The sequence below is a fragment of the Terrabacter sp. BE26 genome, from assembly GCF_041941675.1.
Taxonomy (GTDB): Bacteria; Actinomycetota; Actinomycetes; order Actinomycetales; family Dermatophilaceae; genus Terrabacter.
The window spans coordinates 33337-53019 of record NZ_CP090122.1; the positions used below are offsets into that span (position 1 = coordinate 33337).

Sequence of the window (19683 nt, forward strand, 5' to 3'; positions counted from 1 at the left end):
TGTGAGTGCCTGCCTGTGGGCGCACCGGCTCTGCCGGCGTGGCGAAGGGCCGGGCACCGTCGTGCCCGGCCCTTCGCTGGTACTGGCTCGCCGAGGTGGCGGGTCAGCCCTGTGCCTGCTCCTTGACGGTCTGTGCCGAGTCGGCGGCGCTGTCGCGCACGTCGCTGGCCGCCTGCTGGCCCTGCTGCCTGACGTCCTGGGCGGCGGACTGGGCCGTCTCCTTGACGCTCTGGACGGCCTCCTGAGCTGGCTGCTTGAGGTGGTCGGCCGTCTCGCCGGCGACGTCCTTGACGACGCCCTGGGCCTGCTCGACCACCGGCTGGGCCTTCTCCTTGGCGGTCTGCGCGAGCTGGCGCTCCTTCTCGGAGGCCGGCAGCAGCGAGCCGATGATCCAGCCCGCGCCCAACGCGATCACGCCTGCGGCCAAGGGGTTGCCCTTGGCCTTGGCCTGCACGGTCTGGCCGGCCTGCGAGGCAGCGTCCCCCACGGTGTGGGCCACGTCGCTGGTCGTACCGGCGGCTCCATGCGCGAGGTCGGAGGTCTTGCCACCGGCGTCGGACGCCGAGCCCATGACGCGGTCACGTGCCGCGGAGAATCGGCCCTTGACCTTCTCCGCCTGCCGGTGGGCCACCTGGCTCGGGCTGACCGACTCGCCGAGGGCGTTGACGTCGCGGCTGAGCTCCTCGCGGGTGCGCTCGATGTCGGCGCGGATCACGTCCGGGTCGTTCGTGCTGGTCGTCGTCGGGTAGTTCGTGGTCATCGAATCTCCTCGTTTCCCTTCAGCGCATCAGGGACCTTCTTGACGGTCTCCGTGGTGCGCGGCAGTCCCTGAATCTCCTTGATGAGGCTTCGGCCTCGTGCCGCGAGGACCGCCGCGACGATGGCCCAGACGACCATCACGATGACGGCAGCCCATCCCCTGCTGTCGAGCGCGCTGGAGAGGAACTCCCAGACCGCGATCGACAGGAAGAGCAGCGTCATCCAGCCGGCCAGTGCCGCTCCGCCGAACATCCCGCCGGCCTTGCCGGCGCGGGTCGCGGACTGCTTCGCCTCGGCCTTGGCCAGCTCCACCTCCTGGCGGATCAGCGTGCTGAAGTCGCGACTGATGTCACTGACCAGCTCGCCGATGGAGGCGTTCTGGGACTTCTCGTGCGAGCTCTCGTAGCCGGTCGGGGAAGCGGTCGTGGAGGCGCCGTATGCCGCCTCACCCGCCACGTGCGCACCCGCCTCGGGCTGCGCGTAGCCGGCTTGCGGGAAGCCGGCCTGCTGCGAGGAGACCGCGGGGTCCCCCGCCGCGTAGGCGTCGGCATACGGGTCGGTGGCGGGAGCGACACCCGACGTGGCCGGGTTTCCCAGGCCGCCAACGGGTTCCGGTCCGGTTCCGCCTTGTGGCCAGGTGCTCATCAGCGCACCCCGCCCCGGCCTTCGGGGAAGGCCTCGTCGATCGGGTCGATCGGGTCATCGAGTGGGTCAGCCGTCACGCCGCCGGTCATCGCGGTGACGGCGTGCGTGTCGCCGTCGCGGACTCCCACCGTGTACGGCTCGCTGCGGACCGGCGACTCCGACGGCGGGATCGCTCCCGCAGCGGAGGTCTGGGTCGCCATGGTGCCGTGGGTGCCACCCGCCCCGCCGGTGCTGGAGTAGCCCGCGGCGCCCGTGTAGGTCGCGCCGGTCTGGCCGCTGCCGTTGCTGCTGGAGCCGCCGTCGCTGGTCAGTCCACGGGTCAGGCGCCCGCCGACGACGCCGAGCACGGCGGCACCGATCAGGAATGCGCCCGGGCGGCGCCTCGCGAGGGAACGCAGCTCCTCGAGCATCTCACCCGGCTGCCGGTTCTCCATCCAGTCGGCCACCGAGTGCGCCCGGTCGGCCACCTGGCCCGCAGCCTGTCCGGCGATGCCCTGCTGCTCGGAGCTCGACGCCATCTGGTGCAGCTCGTCGGCGAGCGAGCGCACGCCCTGGGCGGCACGCTGGGCCTGCGTCGAGGCCTGGTCGTCGAACTCGCCGCGCAGCTGGGTGTAGAGGTTGCGCACCTGGTTCGTCGCTTCGTCAGCGATGTCCTTGGCCCCGGTGGCGGCCGTCTGCGCCACCTGCTGCCCGCTGTCCTTCGCGTCGGAGGCCACCGACTTCGCCTCGGACGTGGCCTGGTCGGCCACGCCGGAGACCTTGCCGCCGGCCGTCCCCTGGGACAGGGGCGTCGAACCCGCGTCGTAGTCGCCGGAGACGGCTGTGGGCGAGGTCGTGCCGACGGCCAGGTCGTCCGGCACGGTCGTCTCGTACGGTCGTTCGGTCATGGGTCTTGGTTCCTTCCATGCTCGCTCCTCCGGGCGGGGCCCCCTGCTCGAGCGGCCCGGTCGAGCTCGTGTTGCTGCATGTCGGGTACCCACCGGGACGCGAGCGCTAGCAGTTTCGTGGCATTGGGAGAAAGTGCTCTGGAACGGGTATGAGGCTGCGTTTCGCCACCCTGGCGCCCGGTGCACGGCCGGACAGGCCACCGTTCAGCCCTCGGCCGGCCGCTGCCTCAGCGCGCGGGCCGAGTGGGCGGCAACGCGCAGTCGTCGCCCGTGTGAGACACTCCCCCGCCCGCCCGGTGGCCCAACTCTCCTCACGTCACGCCGCCCCCATTCCTGGGCAGACCGCGCGCGAAACACTCGCTCGCGCAAGGCGATCGAGCCCAGTACCCATGCTCTTGGGTGAACCGGCGACGCGCCACACTCCCCTGCGCCACCGTGCTCCATCGCCTCGATCTGGCATGCGTTTCAGCTCGACCCAGCCGAACGTCACCGTGGCACGCTGCAGCCGCGTGCTGTCCATCTCCGACGGGGGCCTCACCTACGCGGTCGAGACGGCCTGACCATCCCCGTCGGCGCTGCCGGCTGGACCCCGATCCGGCTGGAGGTGCCGGTGACCGGGCCCGGGCCGCTGGGTACGACCAGACCGGCGGCCGGGGGTCGGTCGCCAACGCCGTGCTCTGAGACATCGAGAGAAGGAGTGTCATGTCGAACGACGCCATCGTCCTGCTCAAGGAGGACCACCAGGAGGTGCGCAAGCAGTTTCGTGCCTTCCGCAAGCAGGACCAGACGCCGGTGCAGAAGCAGGGCATCGTCGACACGATCCTGGAGCTGCTCACCGTCCACACCTACATCGAGAACGAGGTCATGTACCCCCGGGTCCGCGACCTGCTGCCCGACCTCGAGGACGACGTGCTCGAGTCCTACGAGGAGCACCACGTCGCCGACGTCCTCTGCATGGAGCTGGCCGTCATGGACGCCACGGACGAGCGGTTCGACGCCAAGGTGACGGTGCTCATGGAGAACGTCGAGCACCACATGGAGGAGGAGGAGCAGGAGTGGTTCCCCAAGGTCCGTGAGGGCCTGGGCCGCAAGCAGCTCCAGGAGCTGGGAGAGGAGCTGCTCGAGGCGAAGAAGCGCGCCCCGCGCCGGCCCGAGCAGCCCAGCGCGATGAAGAAGGCCGTCGACGCCGTCGTCAAGTGATCCCCGTGTGACAGGGCGGCGCCAAGGCGGCGCGACCGGGTACCTGTGAGGCATGGAACCGAGCCTCACCACCTCCGTCGCGCCGCCCAGCGCCGCCTCTCGTCTCCTCGAGCGCCTCGTCGAGGGGCGCGAGAGCCTCGACGCCCTGGGGGCGACCCTGCAGCCGGCGGCCGAGATGGCCCGCGGACGAGGGCTGTGGCGCCGCATCGTCACCGGCGAGATCCTGGGACACGCGGCGCACCCCTTGATGACCGACCTGCCCATCGGCTTCTTCAGCTCGGCCGCGCTTCTCGACCTCGCCGGCGGGCCCGGCGCCCGGGACGCCGCTCGCCGCCTCGTGGGAGCCGGCCTGCTCTCGGCGCCGGGGGCCGCGCTGACCGGGCTGGCCGAGTACGCCCCGCTGGAAAAGCGTCCCAAGCGGGTGGCTGCCACGCACGCCGTCCTCAACAGCGCCTCCCTCGGGCTGTATGCCGTCTCGTGGGCCCTGCGCCCCCAGCGGCACCGAGCGGGGGTTGCCTTCGGGATGGCCGGCCTCGCGGTGTCGGGCCTGTCGGCCTACCTCGGCGGTCACCTGGCCATCGGCGAGAAGATCGGCACAGCGGCCCCCGCCGAGGAGGCCGGCATCCCGCAGGTCGTCGATGCCCTCTGACCTCTCGGCAGTTCGCCGCCCTTCGCGGCGTGTCGTCTCGCGGCTCGTCCGGGCGGGTACAGGCCCGGCACCCCACCGAAGGAGATCGCTGTGGAAGAGCCGCGGACGCCACCGTCCCTGACCGAGCCGACCGAAGCGCACGACCCCTACCCTCCGCAGCCGGACCAGGGTGCGCCGGAGACGGTCACCGCGACCGGGAAGCCGACCGGCGCCCCGACCACCGCCCGGGCCCAGTCGGGTGCCTACCTCACGACGAGCCTCGGCGTGCGTCTGCGCGACACCGACCACTCGCTCAAGGCCGGTGAGCGCGGGCCGACCCTGCTGCAGGACCACCACCTGCGCGAGAAGATCACGCACTTCGACCACGAGCGCATCCCCGAGCGCGTGGTCCACGCCCGAGGCACCGGGGCGCACGGCGTGTTCCGCGGTTACGGCACGGCCTCGTCCGTCTCGGTCGCGGGGTTCCTCGCCGAGGGCGTGGAGACGCCGGTCTTCGTGCGGTTCTCGACGGTGCTCGGGTCCCGCGGCTCGGCCGACACCGTGCGAGACACCCGCGGCTTCGCGGTGAAGTTCTACACCGACGAGGGCACGTTCGACCTCGTCGGCAACAACATGCCGGTCTTCTTCATCCAGGACGGCATCAAGTTCCCCGACGTCGTGCACGCGGCCAAGCCGCACCCGGACCGCGAGATCCCTCAGGCACAGTCGGCGCACGACACCTTCTGGGACTTCGTCTCGCTGCACACCGAGGCCCAGCACCACACGATGTGGAACATGTCCGACCGCGGCATCCAGGCCTCGCTGCGGATGATGGAGGGCTTCGGCGTCCACACCTTCCGGCTCGTCGACGCCGAGGGCGGCTCGACGCTGGTGAAGTTCCACTGGAAACCCAAGGCCGGCGTGCACTCGCTGGTCTGGGAGGAGGCGCAGCTGGCGGCCGGCGGCGATCCCGACTTCCACCGGCGCGACCTCGCCGACTCGATCGAGGCCGGCAACTTCCCGCAGTGGGAGCTCGGCATCCAGACCTTCCCCGACACCCCCGAGCAGATGTTCGAGGGCATCGACCTGCTCGACCCGACCAAGCTCGTCCCCGAGGAGCTGGCGCCGGTGCAGCCGGTGGGCCTGCTGACGCTGACGGCCAACCCGACGAACTTCTTCGCGGAGACCGAGCAGGTCGCCTTCCACGTGGGCAACCTCGTGCCGGGCATCGACGTCACCAACGACTCGCTGCTGCAGGCGAGGCTCTTCTCCTACGTGGACACGCAGCTGACCCGCCTGGGCGGGCCGAACTTCAACCAGATCCCGATCAACCGGCCGCATGCACCCGTGAACGACATGCTCCGCGACGGCTTCCACCAGCACGCCGTGCCCAGCGGTGTCGCCCCCTACAGGCCGAACTCGCTCGACGGTGGCTGCCCCTTCCACACAGGGGCGAGCGGGCGGCCCTTCGTCGAGGTCCCGGCGGTGGTGCAGGAGAGCGCGAAGGTGCGCGCCCAGGCCCGCTCCTTCGACGACCACTTCTCGCAGGCGCGGCTCTTCTACCGCTCCATGAGCCCGGTCGAGCAGGACCACATCAAGAGCGCGTACGCGTTCGAGCTGGCCAAGTGCTACGAGCAGGTCATCCGCGAGCGGCAGCTGCAGTGCCTGGCCAACATCGACGAGGGCCTGTGCGCGTCGGTGGCCGCTGCACTGGGGATGCCGGCCCCCTCTCCGACGATCGAGGTCCCGGACGTCGAGCCGAGCCCCGCGCTGTCGCAGGTGGGCACGCCCTACGCCGCGACCGGTCGCAAGGTCGGCATCGTGGTCGACGCCTCCACCGACCCGGAGGCGGCGGCGGCCGTCGTGGCAGCCGTCACGGCATACGACCTCATGCCGTTCGTGATCGCCCCCTGCGGGGGCACGGTGGGCGAGCTCGTCGTGGCCCGCACGTACGCGACGGCCCGGTCCTTCGAGTTCGACGCGCTCGTGGTGCTGGGGGCCGCGCCCGGCGCCGACGCGCTGCCGGGGCTCGACGCCCGAGCGGGCCACCCGACGCAGGGCGCGACGCCCGTCGACCCCCGCATCGCGGTGATGGTGGCCGAGACGTGGCGGCACTGCAAGGCGCTCGGAGCCTTCGGCGACACCGGCTGTGGCGCCCTCACGTCGGCTGGGGTGCCGGAGTCCGGGGCCGGAGTGGTCACCGGCCCCGACGCGGGCGCGCCGGCGGACCTGCTCGGTGAGGTGACCGAGCTGCTCACGCTGCACCGGGTCTGGGACCGCTTCGCTCCTGCCAGCGCCTGACGCCGGAACGCTCGAGCGCCCGCCCTCCTCCGGGGGCGGGCGCTCGGCCGAGAGCCGGTCAGCTGGCCGACAGCCGTCCGCGCGAAGCGCAAGACGAACACCCATGACGAGCAGCGTCGCCGGCTTGCCGGTGGCCGCGATCGTGGGCACGCGCATACGGAAGGGCTCCTCGGGTGGCACGAACCCACCCGAGGAGCCGAGACGAGAACTGTTCGATGACGAGAGCTGTCCGGGCACCTCCTCTTCGCTCAGCGGGCGGCGTGGCGGGCGGCGGGGCGCCGATGCGGCGCGCGCCGTCGCGGCGGCGACCGCTCCCGACCGGTCGCCTCGGACCTGACCCCCGGCGTCGGTGGGTCTCTGCGATCCGACCGCCTCGGGAGCGCCGTGGGAGCGCCGCGGTCACCGTGCCGCTCCCGGGCAGCCGGCGGCCTGACCGGTGGTGGTCCCAGGGCCGCGACGATCGCCTCGAACTCGGCATTGAGCAGCTCCTCGTCGGCGCAGACCAGCGCGAGGAACTCGCTGTCGACATCCGCGACGACGAGGCCCTCCGGGTCGTGACCTGCCCTGATCACGGCTGCTCCCCCGTCAGGAGCCGATGGCCTGCCGGTCCTGCTTGTGCTCGATCTCGATCCTGCGGGACTTGGCACGCTCGGCGACGGGGATCGACAACGAGAGCACGCCGGAGTCGTAGGTGGCCTGGATCTGCTCGGTGTCGAGACTGTCGCCGAGCACGAGCTGCCGGCTGAAGACGCCGCGCGGCCGCTCGGCCGCGATGAGCTCCGCGTCGCTGGCGCGGGCCGGCCGTTCGGCCTTCACCGTGACGACGTTGCGCTCGACGTCGAGGTCGATGGACGCCGGGTCGACCCCGGGCAGGTCCAGCTCGACGTGGAAGACGTCCCCGTCACGCCAGGCGTCCAGCGGCATGGCCGAGGGCCTGGCCAGGGTGCCGGTCGCGCCCAGCGCCAGCTGGGCCATCCGGTCCAGCTCCCGGAAGGGGTCACGGAAAGGGTCGGTGCGCATCAGCATCGTCGTCACCTCCATGTCATCTCACGGATGCTCCTGGTGGCCACGACCGCAAACCGCGATCTGTGGCATGCGCTATAGATTTCTTGTAGCACCGATGACATGCTGATGCAAGAGGAACGGCCCGAGAAGCTCCGGGCAGCCACCACGGGAGGACCCACCGATGAGCAGCAGGCCCGCGCCGCACTCCGACGAGGGGGTCTACGGCATCACGGTCGCCGCCGGGCTCGTCGGCATGGAGGTGCAGAGCCTGCGGCTCTACGAGTCGCGCGGTCTGCTCAAGCCGGACCGCACGTCCGGCGGGACGCGACGCTACAGCGCCGACGACCTCACGCGGCTGCGCCGCATCGCCGACCTGATCGCCGAGGGGGTCAACCTCACGGGCATCCGTATGCTGCTCGAGCTGCAGGACGAGAACCGCCGGCTCCGCGGGCAGCTGGACCAGCAGTCCCGTCGGCCGCTCGACCGGCAGGCCAGCCGGCCGACGGCTGCGCGTCGACCGCGATGACGAGGCCCGAGCGAGGCACGGCCGGGATGCGACCCCACGACCACGAGAGGTGCTCGCTCAGGTGCCGGCCGCCGGCCGCAGCTCGGCCCGCTCTCCCGGCTTGAGCACACGGATGCCGGAGCGACCGGCCTGGCGCGCCTTCGCGAGGAACTCGGCCAGAGGAGAACGGAACACCCCGTAGTCCGAGTGGTGCACCGGGACCGTCTGGGCGGGTCGGACGCGGCCGAGGAAGTCCACGCCCTGGTCGGCGTCCATGGTCACCGTGTGGAACAACACGCGGGTGCCGCCCAGGTGCACGACGGCCGTGTCGATGTCGGGGAAGCGGCGGCGTACGGCGTCGAGGTGGTCGCCCGTCAGGGTGTCGCCGCTGACGTAGACACGGTGCCGGACCTGGTCACCGACCCGGTGCTCGATGACCGAGCCCATGACGGGCGGGAGCAGCGCGCCCATCACGCCGCGGGCGTGGATGCCGGGGACGGCCGTCACGACCAGGGACTGCTCACCGTCGCCGAACACGTGCTGCTGCCAGTCCGTCAGTGGTTGTGTGTCGAAGCCCCACGAGTCGAGGCGCCTCGCGGCGGCCGGTGTCGTCAGCACGGGCGCGCGGCGGTCCAGGCCCCGGCGCGCGACGCGGTCGAAGTGGTCTCCGTGCAGGTGCGAGAGGACCACGGCGTCGAGCCTCGGCAGGTCCTCGATCTCGAGGGCCGGGTCGGTCAGGCGCCGCGACCACAGTCCCTTGCCGAGGTAGGCCCGCTCGCCCCGGTGCAGGAAGTTGGGGTCGGTGAGGATCGTGAACGATCCCAGCTCGAGGACCGTCGTCGCGGTCCCGATGAAGGTCAGGGCGGCGGTCGTGCCGAGCGACCCGGCGGCGCCCCCGACGTCGCCGCCGACCTGCACAGGGCTCGTCGCGGCGCTCGGGTCTCGTTCGGCGGTCATCTGCCATCCCTTTCTCACGGGCTCTCGCGCAGGCAGTCCGGGCCGGCGATGCTCCTACCCCCGTTCCCTGCTCGTCGCGGCTCAAACGGCTCGCCTGACGAGGCGAAGGGGGACGCGTGGCGCCCGTGGGTATGGACCTGGCGGTCGGCTGCGCGACCAGGCGACCACGCCACCGACGGCTCGCCTCAGCCCCACCCTGTCCCACCCCCGGGACCACAGACAGCAAGGGAGCCACCAGAGATGGACCCCGGCAGTCCCCGCTCAGACCGACCCGCCGACCACTTGCGACACGCCGCAGAGGACTTCGAGCGCCTCGGGGAGCAGCTGAGCGCGTCGCGCGACGCCAATCCCTTCGAGGCCGTCACCCGCCTCGCCGTGCAGCGCGTGGCAAGCGCGCGAGCTGCCAGCGTGACGACCCTTCGGCAGGAGCACTTCGTCACCGCGGGCTGCAGCGACGACCTGGGACGGCGGGCAGACGCCATCCAGTACGAGCTCGGCTCGGGCCCGTGCCTGGACGCCATCGTCGACCAGACCGTCTACCAGCCGAAGGACCTGGCTGCGGACGACAGGTGGCCGGAGTTCGGGCGGCGCGTCGTGGCCGAGCTGGGCATCCACAGCATGCTGTCCTTCCGGATGAACCTCGAGGCCCCCGGTGTCATCCGGAAGCTGCACGACGTGGCCCTCGACGTGATCGACACCGGGATCGTGGACGTCGCCCCGCACCCGCGGAGCTGACCCCGGCCCAGCATGCCGAGCGTCCCACCGGGCCCGGCGTCCACCAACCCGGCGCCCGGCAGCGCCCTCTCTCTGCCAGTCACCCCAACGAAAGACAGGAAGAACTCACCGTGTCAGACCAGACCACGCCGCAGGACCCCAGCGAACAGTACGACCAGCCGGAGGGCGACGAGAGCATCGAGCACCCCGGCCTCACCAAGGACATGGACGAGCAGCCCGACCACGGCGAGCAGTCGTACCAAGGCTTCGGTCGTCTCTCGGGCAAGAGGGCGGTCATCACCGGAGGCGACTCCGGCATCGGCCGCGCGGTCGCCATCGCCTTCGCGCGCGAGGGCGCCGACGTGCTCATCGCGTGCCTTCCCGACGAGAAGGAGGACGCCGAGGAGACACGGCGCCTGGTCGAGGACGCAGGCCGGCGCGGCGTCGTCTGCCTCACCGACCTCACGCAGGAGGAGGAGTGCAACCGGGTGGTCGACGAGGCCGTCGAGCAGCTCGGCGGACTCGACATCCTCGTCAACAACGCGGCATACCAGATGGCCCAGCCGGGCGGCCTCGAGGACATCACGACCGAGCAGCTCGACCGGGTCATGAAGACGAACCTCTACGCCATGTTCTGGCTCACCCGGCGCGCCCTGCCGCACCTCGGGAAGGGCGCCACGATCATCAACACCTCCTCGATCCAGTCGCGCCAGCCCTCCCCCGAGCTGCTCGACTACGCGACGACAAAGGCTGGCATCGTCGCCTTCACGCAGGGCCTCGCGCAGTCGGTGGCGGAGCGGGGCATCCGCGTCAACGCCGTGGCACCAGGCCCCGTCTGGACGCCCCTGATCCCCGCGACGATGCCGGAGGGCAAGGTCGAGGGCTTCGGCGAGCAGACGCCGCTGGGACGTGCCGGGCAGCCGGCGGAGCTCGCCCCCGCCTACGTGTTCCTCGCCTCGCAGGAGTCGAGCTACATCACGGGAGAGGTCATCGGCGTGACCGGCGGCCAGCCGCTCACCTGAGCCTCCCGAGCCTGACGGCAAGGCGCCCCCGGATGGTCGTGGGACCGCCCGGGGGCGCTTGTCGTATGCCGTCAGACGCGCACGTCGCTGACGGCTGCCCCTTCGGCCCGATGCGCTCCTGGCGCACCTCCTCCGACGTTGTGCTGATCGGTCAGCACGTACCGCGCACCGCGGGGCGTCCGACCCCTCGCGCGCGCCATGCGATAGACAGGAAGCGAGCGAAAGGAGAACGCATGACTCCGACGAGCCCCCCGGACCCGAACTCTGACGCCTCCACCGCTTCCACCGACGCCGCCGCCACGGCCTCCTCTCCCACTACCGAGGCGGCGGGTGCGCAGGCGACGCCCCGGCCAGCCGCCGGGCGCCCCGCCCTGAGTCGCGAGCGCATCGTCGCCGCGGCCATTCGCCTCATCGACACCGAAGGCGTCCCGGCCCTCACGATGCGGCGGCTGGGCGCCGCCCTCGACGTCGAGGCCATGTCGCTCTACCGCTACGTCAACGGCCGCGAGGACCTGCTGGAGGCCGTCGTCGACGCGCTCGTGGACAGCATCGAGATTCCGGCCCCGGGCCAGCTCGAACCCGTCGACGGCTGGCAGGCCTTCCTGCAGTGGCTCGCGCACGACGTCCGCCGGCTCGCCCTGGAGCACCCGGCCGCCTTCCCGCTCATCGCCACGCGCCACCCCGCTGCACCCTGGCTGCGGCCGCCACTACGCAGCCTCCGGGTCGTGGAGGCCTTCCTCGAGGGTCTGCGGGCCCGCGGCTTCCGCGACGAGCAGGCCGTGGCGGCCTACCGCACGTTCACCAGCTTTCTGCTCGGGCACCTGCTCCTCGAGTCCGCCACGCGGGGCGCCGACCTGTCACCTGCCGAGGAGCCGCTCGACGAGGGCGACGCCCACTTGCCCAACCGCGACGAGGACGTCGACCTCACCGACTTCCCGACCCTGGCCCGGCTCCGGGGCGAGCTCACCGAGGACCACACCGAGGAGGAGTTCGAGGCGGCGCTCGAGCACCTCCTCGTCCGGCTCGACCTCGAGCTCGCCCAGTAGCGTCCGCGTCTGGTCACGGATGGCCCGAACGGAGCCCACTGCACGTGCCCCTGGGCTCGCCCTCCCCGGCACGGATCGCGTCGACCCCTCGCGGGTCGGTGCCATCCCGCGTCCTGTCAGGGCGCCATCGCCGCGTAGCCGCTGGCGTCGTGGATGGCGAGGCCCGCATAGGTCGCGTATGCCGCAGCGCCCGAGTCCACGAGCGCCAGCTGGGTCTCCATGTCCGCCCGGGTCCAGCCGAAGAACGTCTGCTTCCGGTCGCCCGCGGTGTCGCCGAGGTAGGTGGTCTCCTGGCCGAGGCGTACGGGCTTGCCGACGGAATCGCCGGCGGCGAGCGCCGTGGACGCGATGTCGAGCGTGCCGTCCGCACCCGTGGCCGTGTTGCGGTAGGCCATGACGGTGACACCGGCGGTGCGCTTCATGATCTCGCGGTCGAGCGTGGAGGCGGCACCGGTGCTCGAGCCGGCCGCGACGGTGCCGAACCAGAACGGGATGTCGGCCTCGACCGGGCAGGCGCCGGCGCCTGCCTTGAGCTGGTCGAGCAGCGTGAGGTAGCTCGCGACGACAGTGGACTGCGTGGTCGCCCAGGCCGGTAGCGAGTACGGCTCGACGTCGATGTGGATGCCGGTGAACAGCCCCGAGCTCTTCACGGGCGTCAGCCAGTGGGTGACAACCCAGGAGCCGTTGTCGACCCAGGTGGGGTCGCCGCCGAGAGCGTCCACGCGGATGGCGGCCGCTCGGGCGCGCTGGCTCAGGGCGGTGATGTCCGCGAGCCGGCTCGAGGTGCCCAGGTTCGGCGGGACCGCGACGAAGAGCTGCCCGATGCCGGTGCCCACCGCCAGGTCGACCGTCCTCTGCGGCGTGCTGGTGTCCCAGACCCACATCGCTCGGGACCCGGTCACGGACGACACCGTCTCATCCGCCGCACCCGTGCGCGGCGCGGCCCCTGCCGCCGGCGCGGCCACGGGGAGTCCGCGGGCGTCAGGCCGGCGCCGTGCCGGATCCTGTGTCGGTCCCCGCACCGGACTCGGCACCGGCTCCTGCGCCCACGTCTGCGCGGTGCTTGGCCAGGGCCGTCCACGTCTCGACGACCGTGTCGGGGTTGAGCGACATCGACTCGATGCCCTGGTCGAGCAGCCACTCCGCGAGGTCGGGGTGGTCCGAGGGGCCCTGGCCGCAGATGCCGACGTACTTGCCGCGCTCGCGGCAGGCGGTGATCGCCATCGCGAGCATCTTCTTGACAGCCGGGTCGCGCTCGTCGAACGAGCCGGCAACGAGCGAGGAGTCGCGGTCGACACCCAGGGTCAGCTGGGTCATGTCGTTGGAGCCGATGGAGAAGCCGTCGAAGTGGTCGAGGAACTCGTCGGCGTTGACGGCGTTGCTCGGGATCTCGCACATCATGACGACCTGCAGGTCGTTCTCGCCGCGGACGAGACCGTGCGATGCGAGCAGGTCGATGACGCCCTTGCCCTCGGCGACGGTGCGCACGAACGGGATCATGATCTTGACGTTCGTCAGGCCCATGTCGTCGCGTACGTGCTTGAGCGCCTCGCACTCCATCGCGAAGCACTCGGCGAAGTCGGCGGAGAGGTAGCGTGCGGCGCCGCGGTAGCCGAGCATCGGGTTCTCCTCGTGCGGCTCGTAGCGCTCGCCACCCAGCAGGCCGGCATACTCGTTCGACTTGAAGTCCGACATGCGCACGATGACCGGCTCGGGCGCGAAGGCGGCCGCGATGGTCGCGACGCCCTCGGCGACGCGCTGGACGAAGAAGTCGCGCGGGCTGGGGTAGGCGGTGATGAGCGACTCGATCTCGGCCTTGACCGCGGGCTCCTGGCTGTCGAGCTCGAGCAGGGCCTTCGGGTGGATGCCGATCTGGCGGTTGATGATGAACTCGAGCCGGGCCAGGCCGACGCCCTTGTTGGGCAGGCGGGAGAACTCGAACGCCTGCTCCGGCGTGCCGACGTTCATCATGATCTTGACCGGCACGTCCGGCATGTCGTCCAGGGTCGTCTCGGTGATGGTGAAGTCGCGCTTGCCCTCGTAGACGAAGCCGGTGTCGCCCTCGGCGCACGAGACGGTGACCTCCTGCCCGTCGGTGAGCGTCGAGGTGGCGGAGCCCGTGCCGACGACCGCGGGGATGCCCAGCTCGCGGGCGATGATGGCGGCGTGGCAGGTGCGCCCGCCCCGGTTGGTGACGATGGCGCTGGCGCGCTTCATGATCGGCTCCCAGTCCGGGTCGGTCATGTCGGCGACGAGCACCTCGCCCGGCTCGAAGTCGTGCATCGAGTCGATCGAGGAGAGCACGCGTACGCCGCCTGCCCCGATCTTCTGGCCGATGGCGCGGCCCTCGACGACGACCGGACCCCGCTCGTCCATGCGGTAGCGGCGCATGACGCCGGCGGCCTGGCGCGACTGCACCGTTTCGGGACGCGCCTGCAGGATGTAGAGCCCGCCGTCGACGCCGTCCTTGCCCCACTCGATGTCCATCGGGCGGCCGTAGTGCTCCTCGATGCGCAGCGCGTGCCGGGCCAGCTCGGTGACGTCCTCGTCGGTGATCGACAGCTTCGGCCGGTCGGCCTCGGGCACCGGGACGAACTCGATGGTGCGCCCGACGCTCGCATCGCCGGTGTAGACCATCTTCGTGGCCTTGGCGCCGACGCCGCGCTTGAGGATCGCCGGGCGGCCGGCACGCAGGGCCGGCTTGTAGACGTAGAACTCGTCGGGGTTGACGGCGCCCTGCACGACCGCCTCGCCGAGGCCGTAGCTGCTCGTGATGAAGACGGCGTCGCGGAAGCCGGACTCGGTGTCCATCGTGAACATGACGCCGGAGGCGCCGACGTCCGAGCGGACCATCCGCTGCACCCCGGCCGACAGCGCGACCACGGAGTGGTCGAAGTCGCTGTGCACGCGGTAGGCGATGGCCCGGTCGTTGTAGAGCGAGGCGAAGACGAGCTTGACGGCGTGCAGCACGTTGTCGATGCCTCGGACGTTGAGGAAGGTCTCCTGCTGGCCGGCGAAGGACGCGTCGGGCAGGTCCTCGGCCGTCGCGCTCGAGCGCACCGCGAAGCTGACCTCGGCGCCGTGACTGCCCTCGTGCTCGCCGACCAGCCGGTCATACGCGTCCCGGATGTCGCGCTCGAGGTCGGCCGGGAACGTCTGCTCCTCGACCTGCCGGCGGATGTCGGCACCGACCTGCGCGAGCTTGCGCGTGTCGTCGACGTCGAGGTCGGACAGCAGCGCGTTGATGCGGTCGGCGAGCCCGTTCTCGGCGAGGAAGCGACGGTAGGCGTCGGCCGTGGTCGCGAACCCGTCGGGCACCGAGACCCCGGCAGCAGCCAGGTGCTGCACCATCTCGCCGAGCGAGGCGTTCTTGCCGCCGACGATCTCGACGTCGGCGAGGCCGAGGTCGGCGAACCTCATCACGTTCTCGGTCACGGCAGGTCCTTCCATCGGTGGTGTGGCGGTGGGGTCGGTGTGCGGCGGCGGCCGACGTCAGCCGACGTCATTGAGGCGTCGGGTGTGCATGATGACAGCCGCGATCTCCTCGACGGACATCGCGGACGAGTTGACGACGGGTATGCCGTGGGCTCGGTACATCGCCTCCGCACGCCGCAGCTCATAGCTGCACTGCGCGAGGGTGGCGTAACGCGAGCCTGGCCGGCGCTCCCCGCGCACCTGCGCCAGGCGCGCGGCGGTGGAGAGCAGGCCGAAGCACTTGGCGGCATACGGCCGGACGGGGCGCGGGAGCTCGCTGGACTGGAAGTCCTCGTCGACGAGCGGGTAGTTCGCGACGCGGACACCGTGCGTGAGGGCGAGGTAGATGGAGGTGGGCGTCTTGCCGCAGCGCGAGGGCGCGATGAGGATCAGCTGGGCCTGCTCGAGGTTGCGCATGCTCTGGCCGTCGTCGTGCTCCATCGCGTACTCGACCGCGCGCATGCGGGCCTCGTAGCGGCCCACGTCGCCGACGCCGTGCAGCGCCTCGACGCGGTGCACGGCGTTGACGTGCAGCACACGCTCGACCGTGGACAGGTGGGAGCCGAAGAGGTCGATGAAGGCGCACTTCGTGGTCTGGAGCTCAGCCCGCACATCCTCGTCGGAGACGGTCGAGAAGACGAGGGGGGTGACGTCGTCGGTCATCGCCGCGTCGAGCTGCGTGACGACCTCGCGGGCCTGCTCGACGGTGGTGATGAAGGGGATCTTGCGTCGGCTGAAGTGCACCGACGGGAACTGCTGCAGCATCATGTTGCCGAGCGTCTCCGCGGAGATGCCGGTGCCGCCCGCCAGGAAGAAGGCGGGCGTGATCGGAGGCGTCGACGATGAGGCCATGGGAGGCACTGTGGCACATACTTCCTCGCACGGCCGCCGAGCGACGCCTCGCGTGTGACCCACGCCTCACCGACAGGCTCACGCTGCGGACGTCGGGCCGGCGCCCGGGGCGGTTCTCGGGGGTCGGCCGTCGGTCTCGGTGAGGAGGCGGGCCAGGACGGTGAGGTGGCTGATCGCAGGCTCGCGGGTCGCCGTCACCAGGGTGACCCGGCCTGCCTCGACGAGCCCACGCACGCGCTCCAGGGCCTTCGCCCCGATGGGCTCGGCCAGCTCGCCCCGGTAGCGCCGGGCGAACTCCTCGAAGAGGGACGGCTCGTGGCCGTACCACCTGCGCAGCTCGTTCGAGGGCGCGACATCACGCAGCCACTCGTCGACGCGGGGGTCGTCCTTGCGCACGCCGCGCGGCCAGAGACGGTCCACCAGCACTCGACGGCCGTCGTCCGGTGACGGCGCCTCGTAGACCCGCGCGAGGCGGACGTCCTGCTCACGACCCATGGTGACCTCTTCCCCGGTGGCGAACGCACTGCTGGTCGATGGCCATGCCCAGAGCATGAGGACCGGCGGCCGGTGCCGCAAGCGGGAAGGCGACTCGAACCCGTGGCGGACCCGGTCGGCCAGCTGCCCGGCAGCAAGGGCGGTCGGTGGCCGGGCGCGGTCGAGCAGCCCCCGGCGCCGGGGACCCGGCGCCGAAGGGCTGCTCGATGTTGCCGCGAGTCAGTCGCGGAGCTTGCTCACCGCCGCGCACGACAGCCCAACCCAGTGCGGCCGCGCAGGCGAGGAGCACGGGGCGCAGGCGAAGATGGGATCGGCGCGGCGATCGTTCCGCCACCTGCCCCACCCTCCAGCCCCTGAACCAGCCGGCGTCAGTGCTGCGCGGGAGCGACCTCTGAGATTCCGGCGCCGGGCGCGGTCGGCGGCGAGACCCTTGGAGCATGGCCCGTCCGTGGACGGTGACGCGGCGCCTGCCGCTGACGAGCGCCCTCGTCGTCCTCGTCCTCACGCTCTCGGTCGTCAGCAGGGCCCTGTGGGACCCGCTCGTCGGCCGCCCTCTCCATGCCTCCGTCACCTACGGGCTGCCGGCCCTCGAGGACGGCACGTGGTGGACCGTGTTCGTGGGCGCCTTCTTCGCCGTCAAGCCCTACCAGTACGTCCCGATCCTGCTGGGGCTCGTGGCCTTCGGCGGATTCGCGGAGTGGCGGCTCGGAACCCGGCGCACCGCGATCGCGCTCCTGTCCTGCCACGTCGTCGCAGTGCTCGGGACGGCGGCCCTGCTCTGGCTGACGCGCCAGCACGGCTACGTGTGGACCACCACCCTGGCGCGCGTCCGCGACGCCGGTCCGTCCGCGGCATTCCTCGGCGCCGCGGCCGCCGCGTCGGTGACCCTCACACCGCCGTGGCGCGGTCGCCTGCGGACCCTCCTGGTCGCATACGTCGTCCTCTTCCTCATCCACATGGGCGCGCTCGCCGACCTGGAGCACGTGGTGGGCGTCGCGTTCGGCTTGTGGCTCGGGCCGTACCTCGTCGGCCGGTCCCCCTCGTTCAGCGCCCGGCAGCTCACTCGGCGCGACTTCCGGCTCCTCGCCTGCGCCTTCTTCGTCATCGCCGCATTCGAGGTGGTCCTGCATCCGTTCACGCACGCCGAGGGGCCTTTCGCCGTGACGATGTCGGCGCAGGCTCGCGCGCAGGACCTGTCCGATGCGGGTTTCGTCCTGGGCCTGGTCCAGGTCGTGCTCTGGACGTGGCTCGCACGCTCGCTCTACAAGGGACGTCGCCGGGCCTGGCGGTGGGCCGTCGCCCTGCTCGTCGTCGTGCTCGCGCTCCAGGTCGCCAACTACGTGTGGATGGTCGTCGTGGGCGAGCCGGGGCTCCTGGCGGCCGGGTGGGACATCTTCGGCAACTGCCTGGGCCTGGCCGTGCTGCTCGTCGGGCGTCACGCGTTCCGCAACCCGTCGCCGCGGCGCGCCCGCCGGACCAGTGGGAGCCTCGTCGCCCCCGCCGACGACACCCAGCGGACCCGCGCCACCGCCCTGCTCGAGAGGCACGGCACGGTCAACCGTCTCGCCTGGATGACGACCTGGCCCGAGAACCGGTGGTTCGTCCCGGCGGCGGAGCGCGGCTACGTCGCCTACCGCGTGCACGCCGGCGTGGCGATCGGCCTGTGCGACCCGGTGGCCGCAACCGAGGTCGAGCGTTCCTCCCTGCTCGCCGCGTATGCCGACGCGGTCCACGGCCAGGGCCTCGTCCCGTGCCTGTTCACCGTGACGCAGGAGGCCTCGCGGCACGCACGAGCCCTGGGCTGGCACTCGTTGCAGGTGGCCGAGGAGGCGTGCATCGGTCTGGCGGGCCTCGACTTCGTCGGCAAGGCGTGGCAGGACGTCCGGACGGCGCTGAACCAGGCGGCTCGCCGCGGGGTGCACCTGCGGCTCGGTGCCCTGGCTGACATGCCGCGCGGGCTGCAGCTGCAGGTGAAGGCGATCTCGTCGGACTGGGTGGAGGACAAGGGCCTGCCCGAGATGGGCTTCACCCTCGGCGGCGTGGACGAGGCGCTGGATCCGCGGGTCCGCGTCGGCCTCGCCGTGGATGCCGACATGACGGTCCACGGCGTCACCTCGTGGATGCCGTTCCACGCCAGCGGCGGCGGCGAGCCGGCGGGCTGGACGCTCGACGTCATGCGACGGCTCCCCGACGGCTTCCGCTACTCGATGGAGTTCCTCATCGCCTCGGCGTGCCTCGCGTTCCGGGACGAGGGCTGCTCCGTCGTCTCGCTGTCGGGAGCGCCGCTGGCCCGGAGCAACGAGGCGGACGATGTCGCCTCCCTCGACCGGGGCACCCTCGACGCGTTCCTCGACCGCCTCGGTGCCTCGCTCGAGCCGTACTACGGCTTCCGGTCGCTGCATGCCTTCAAGTCCAAGTTCCAGCCGCAGCACGAGCCGCTCTTCCTGGTCTTCCCGGACGAGGCGGCGCTGCCGCGCATCGGCCTGGCCCTGAGCCGGGCCTACCTGCCGGAGGCCGGCGTGCGCGACCTCGTGACGCTCGCACGTTCCGCTCACCGGTGACGGCCGGGATCGGGGTAGGCCGCTCGAAGCGGGAGTGTGGCTGGGCCGTCCGGAGGACCATGGAGGCGTGGACGCGACCACGAGTAGAGAGCCGGGTCAGGAGCAGCGCCGCCGGGGCCGGTGGTGGTGCCGCCTGCATGTCTGGCACCGCTGGCGCACGCACCGCTACCCGGACAGCACCGGATACGGTGCGCGCTACCAGGAATGCCTCGACTGCGGCAAGCAGCGCGACCTGCCCATCGGCGGCGGCGGAGTCGGCGTGGGCTGACCGGGTCACGACGCCGACGGACCAGGGACCGGGTCCCTGGTCCGTCTTCCCGGAGGGTGTCACCGATCGGCCGGGAGGTGCCCAGCGGTTACCAGGTCCTGGAACCGGCGGGGGTCCTCAGCTCTGGCCGCGGACCTTTCTGGCGGCGAGCCACGACTCGAAGCGCCCTGTTGCTGTCGACAGGTAGCGATGGATCCCCGCCTCCAACTGCGCGACCTCCTGGCGCAGCCCGAACATCTGGTAGTCGGCCCGGCGCTCGGGGGCGCACTCGTGCCGCCCAGTGCCGGTCCGATCCACGGAAGCGCCGCACTCCTGACAGGGCATGAACCGGGAGCCGAACATCGCACACCACCTCGTCTCTATG

The 19683-nt window shown here is 71.6% G+C and carries 20 protein-coding genes; 9 read left to right on the forward strand and 11 right to left on the reverse strand.

Translation table 11 applies throughout. The annotated features are described in order from the left end of the window. Positions 1-103: 103 nt before the first annotated feature. From LQK93_RS00145 to LQK93_RS00155, 3 genes are all read right to left on the reverse strand, one after another. Positions 104-760 (reverse strand): DUF3618 domain-containing protein, encoded by a 657-nt coding sequence (locus tag LQK93_RS00145; protein ID WP_374969565.1) that lies wholly within the window; start codon positions 758-760, stop codon positions 104-106. Beyond that, positions 757-1128 (reverse strand): phage holin family protein, encoded by a 372-nt coding sequence (locus LQK93_RS00150; RefSeq protein WP_374971553.1) that lies wholly within the window; start codon positions 1126-1128, stop codon positions 757-759. Before LQK93_RS00150 ends, LQK93_RS00145 begins: the two co-directional genes overlap by 4 nt. Before the next feature lie 275 nt (positions 1129-1403). Then, positions 1404-2291 (reverse strand): hypothetical protein, encoded by an 888-nt coding sequence (locus LQK93_RS00155; protein ID WP_374969566.1) that lies wholly within the window; start codon positions 2289-2291, stop codon positions 1404-1406. Positions 2292-2993: 702 nt separating this feature from the next. On the opposite strand from LQK93_RS00155, the gene LQK93_RS00160 reads away from it, so the two are divergent. The 3 genes from LQK93_RS00160 to LQK93_RS00170 all read left to right on the forward strand — a co-directional run bounded on the left by LQK93_RS00160 (position 2994) and on the right by LQK93_RS00170 (position 6420). Then, positions 2994-3491, forward strand: coding sequence for a hemerythrin domain-containing protein (locus tag LQK93_RS00160; protein WP_374969567.1), 498 nt, complete (start codon positions 2994-2996; stop codon positions 3489-3491). Between the two features lie 52 nt (positions 3492-3543). After that, entirely contained in the window at positions 3544-4140 is a 597-nt protein-coding gene (locus LQK93_RS00165; protein ID WP_374969568.1) for a DUF2231 domain-containing protein, read from the forward strand. A gap of 90 nt (positions 4141-4230) precedes the next feature. After that, positions 4231-6420: a catalase gene (locus tag LQK93_RS00170; protein WP_374969569.1), complete on the forward strand. Its 2190-nt coding sequence runs from the start codon at positions 4231-4233 to the stop codon at positions 6418-6420. 248 nt (positions 6421-6668) lie between these two features. Here the strand turns inward: LQK93_RS00170 and LQK93_RS00175 are convergent, their stop codons facing one another. Both LQK93_RS00175 and LQK93_RS00180 read right to left on the reverse strand, forming a co-directional pair. Further along, entirely contained in the window at positions 6669-6992 is a 324-nt protein-coding gene (locus LQK93_RS00175; RefSeq protein ID WP_374969570.1) for a hypothetical protein, read from the reverse strand. Positions 6993-7005: 13 nt separating this feature from the next. Further along, a complete protein-coding gene (locus LQK93_RS00180; RefSeq protein WP_374971554.1) occupies positions 7006-7446 on the reverse strand; it encodes an Hsp20/alpha crystallin family protein in 441 nt (146 codons plus the stop codon). Positions 7447-7606: 160 nt separating this feature from the next. Here LQK93_RS00180 and LQK93_RS00185 point away from each other — a divergent pair, with 160 nt between their 5' ends. Next, positions 7607-7951, forward strand: coding sequence for a MerR family transcriptional regulator (locus LQK93_RS00185; RefSeq protein ID WP_374969571.1), 345 nt, complete (start codon positions 7607-7609; stop codon positions 7949-7951). A 57-nt stretch (positions 7952-8008) separates the two neighbouring features. On the opposite strand, the gene LQK93_RS00190 is transcribed toward LQK93_RS00185, so the two are convergent. Further along, positions 8009-8887, reverse strand: a complete 879-nt coding sequence (locus tag LQK93_RS00190; RefSeq protein ID WP_374969572.1) for an MBL fold metallo-hydrolase — start codon at positions 8885-8887, stop codon at positions 8009-8011. Positions 8888-9169: 282 nt separating this feature from the next. Here LQK93_RS00190 and LQK93_RS00195 point away from each other — a divergent pair, with 282 nt between their 5' ends. From LQK93_RS00195 to LQK93_RS00205, 3 genes are all read left to right on the forward strand, one after another. Then, a complete protein-coding gene (locus LQK93_RS00195) occupies positions 9170-9622 on the forward strand; it encodes a hypothetical protein (RefSeq protein ID WP_374969573.1) in 453 nt (150 codons plus the stop codon). 110 nt (positions 9623-9732) lie between these two features. After that, positions 9733-10623, forward strand: coding sequence for an SDR family oxidoreductase (locus LQK93_RS00200; RefSeq protein WP_374969574.1), 891 nt, complete (start codon positions 9733-9735; stop codon positions 10621-10623). Positions 10624-10856: 233 nt separating this feature from the next. Beyond that, the gene (locus LQK93_RS00205; protein WP_374969575.1) at positions 10857-11669 is read left to right on the forward strand and encodes a TetR/AcrR family transcriptional regulator; all 813 of its coding nucleotides are present in this window, start codon (positions 10857-10859) and stop codon (positions 11667-11669) included. 116 nt (positions 11670-11785) lie between these two features. Here LQK93_RS00205 and LQK93_RS00210 read toward each other — a convergent pair whose 3' ends face one another. From LQK93_RS00210 to LQK93_RS00225, 4 genes are all read right to left on the reverse strand, one after another. Then, the gene (locus LQK93_RS00210; RefSeq protein WP_374969576.1) at positions 11786-12571 is read right to left on the reverse strand and encodes a hypothetical protein; all 786 of its coding nucleotides are present in this window, start codon (positions 12569-12571) and stop codon (positions 11786-11788) included. A 79-nt stretch (positions 12572-12650) separates the two neighbouring features. Next, on the reverse strand, positions 12651-15089 hold the full coding sequence (gene ppsA / locus LQK93_RS00215; protein ID WP_374971555.1) for a phosphoenolpyruvate synthase: 2439 nt from the start codon (positions 15087-15089) through the stop codon (positions 12651-12653). 72 nt (positions 15090-15161) lie between these two features. Next, on the reverse strand, positions 15162-15995 hold the full coding sequence (locus LQK93_RS00220; RefSeq protein WP_374969577.1) for a pyruvate, water dikinase regulatory protein: 834 nt from the start codon (positions 15993-15995) through the stop codon (positions 15162-15164). Positions 15996-16073: 78 nt separating this feature from the next. Continuing rightward, entirely contained in the window at positions 16074-16490 is a 417-nt protein-coding gene (locus LQK93_RS00225) for a DUF488 domain-containing protein (protein WP_374969578.1), read from the reverse strand. Positions 16491-16927: 437 nt separating this feature from the next. On the opposite strand from LQK93_RS00225, the gene LQK93_RS00230 reads away from it, so the two are divergent. Continuing rightward, entirely contained in the window at positions 16928-19051 is a 2124-nt protein-coding gene (locus LQK93_RS00230; protein WP_374969579.1) for a bifunctional lysylphosphatidylglycerol flippase/synthetase MprF, read from the forward strand. Between the two features lie 67 nt (positions 19052-19118). Then, positions 19119-19319 (forward strand): hypothetical protein, encoded by a 201-nt coding sequence (locus LQK93_RS00235; protein WP_374969580.1) that lies wholly within the window; start codon positions 19119-19121, stop codon positions 19317-19319. A 117-nt stretch (positions 19320-19436) separates the two neighbouring features. On the opposite strand, the gene LQK93_RS00240 is transcribed toward LQK93_RS00235, so the two are convergent. Further along, the gene (locus LQK93_RS00240) at positions 19437-19616 is read right to left on the reverse strand and encodes a hypothetical protein (RefSeq protein WP_374969581.1); all 180 of its coding nucleotides are present in this window, start codon (positions 19614-19616) and stop codon (positions 19437-19439) included. Positions 19617-19683 lie beyond the last annotated feature (67 nt).

What these genes read in the sequence shown, in the direction of transcription:
- LQK93_RS00145 (WP_374969565.1), bottom strand. Translation starts at nt 760, where the DNA reads ATGACCACGAACTACCCGACGACGACCAGCACGAACGACCCGGACGTG.
- ppsA (WP_374971555.1), bottom strand. Translation starts at nt 15,089, where the DNA reads ATGAGGTTCGCCGACCTCGGCCTCGCCGACGTCGAGATCGTCGGCGGC.
- LQK93_RS00205 (WP_374969575.1), top strand. Translation starts at nt 10,857, where the DNA reads ATGACTCCGACGAGCCCCCCGGACCCGAACTCTGACGCCTCCACCGCT.
- LQK93_RS00180 (WP_374971554.1), bottom strand. Translation starts at nt 7,446, where the DNA reads ATGCTGATGCGCACCGACCCTTTCCGTGACCCCTTCCGGGAGCTGGAC.
- LQK93_RS00185 (WP_374969571.1), top strand. Translation starts at nt 7,607, where the DNA reads ATGAGCAGCAGGCCCGCGCCGCACTCCGACGAGGGGGTCTACGGCATC.
- LQK93_RS00230 (WP_374969579.1), top strand. Translation starts at nt 16,928, where the DNA reads ATGGCCCGTCCGTGGACGGTGACGCGGCGCCTGCCGCTGACGAGCGCC.
- LQK93_RS00225 (WP_374969578.1), bottom strand. Translation starts at nt 16,490, where the DNA reads ATGGGTCGTGAGCAGGACGTCCGCCTCGCGCGGGTCTACGAGGCGCCG.
- LQK93_RS00190 (WP_374969572.1), bottom strand. Translation starts at nt 8,887, where the DNA reads ATGACCGCCGAACGAGACCCGAGCGCCGCGACGAGCCCTGTGCAGGTC.
- LQK93_RS00160 (WP_374969567.1), top strand. Translation starts at nt 2,994, where the DNA reads ATGTCGAACGACGCCATCGTCCTGCTCAAGGAGGACCACCAGGAGGTG.
- LQK93_RS00155 (WP_374969566.1), bottom strand. Translation starts at nt 2,291, where the DNA reads ATGACCGAACGACCGTACGAGACGACCGTGCCGGACGACCTGGCCGTC.
- LQK93_RS00220 (WP_374969577.1), bottom strand. Translation starts at nt 15,995, where the DNA reads ATGGCCTCATCGTCGACGCCTCCGATCACGCCCGCCTTCTTCCTGGCG.
- LQK93_RS00165 (WP_374969568.1), top strand. Translation starts at nt 3,544, where the DNA reads ATGGAACCGAGCCTCACCACCTCCGTCGCGCCGCCCAGCGCCGCCTCT.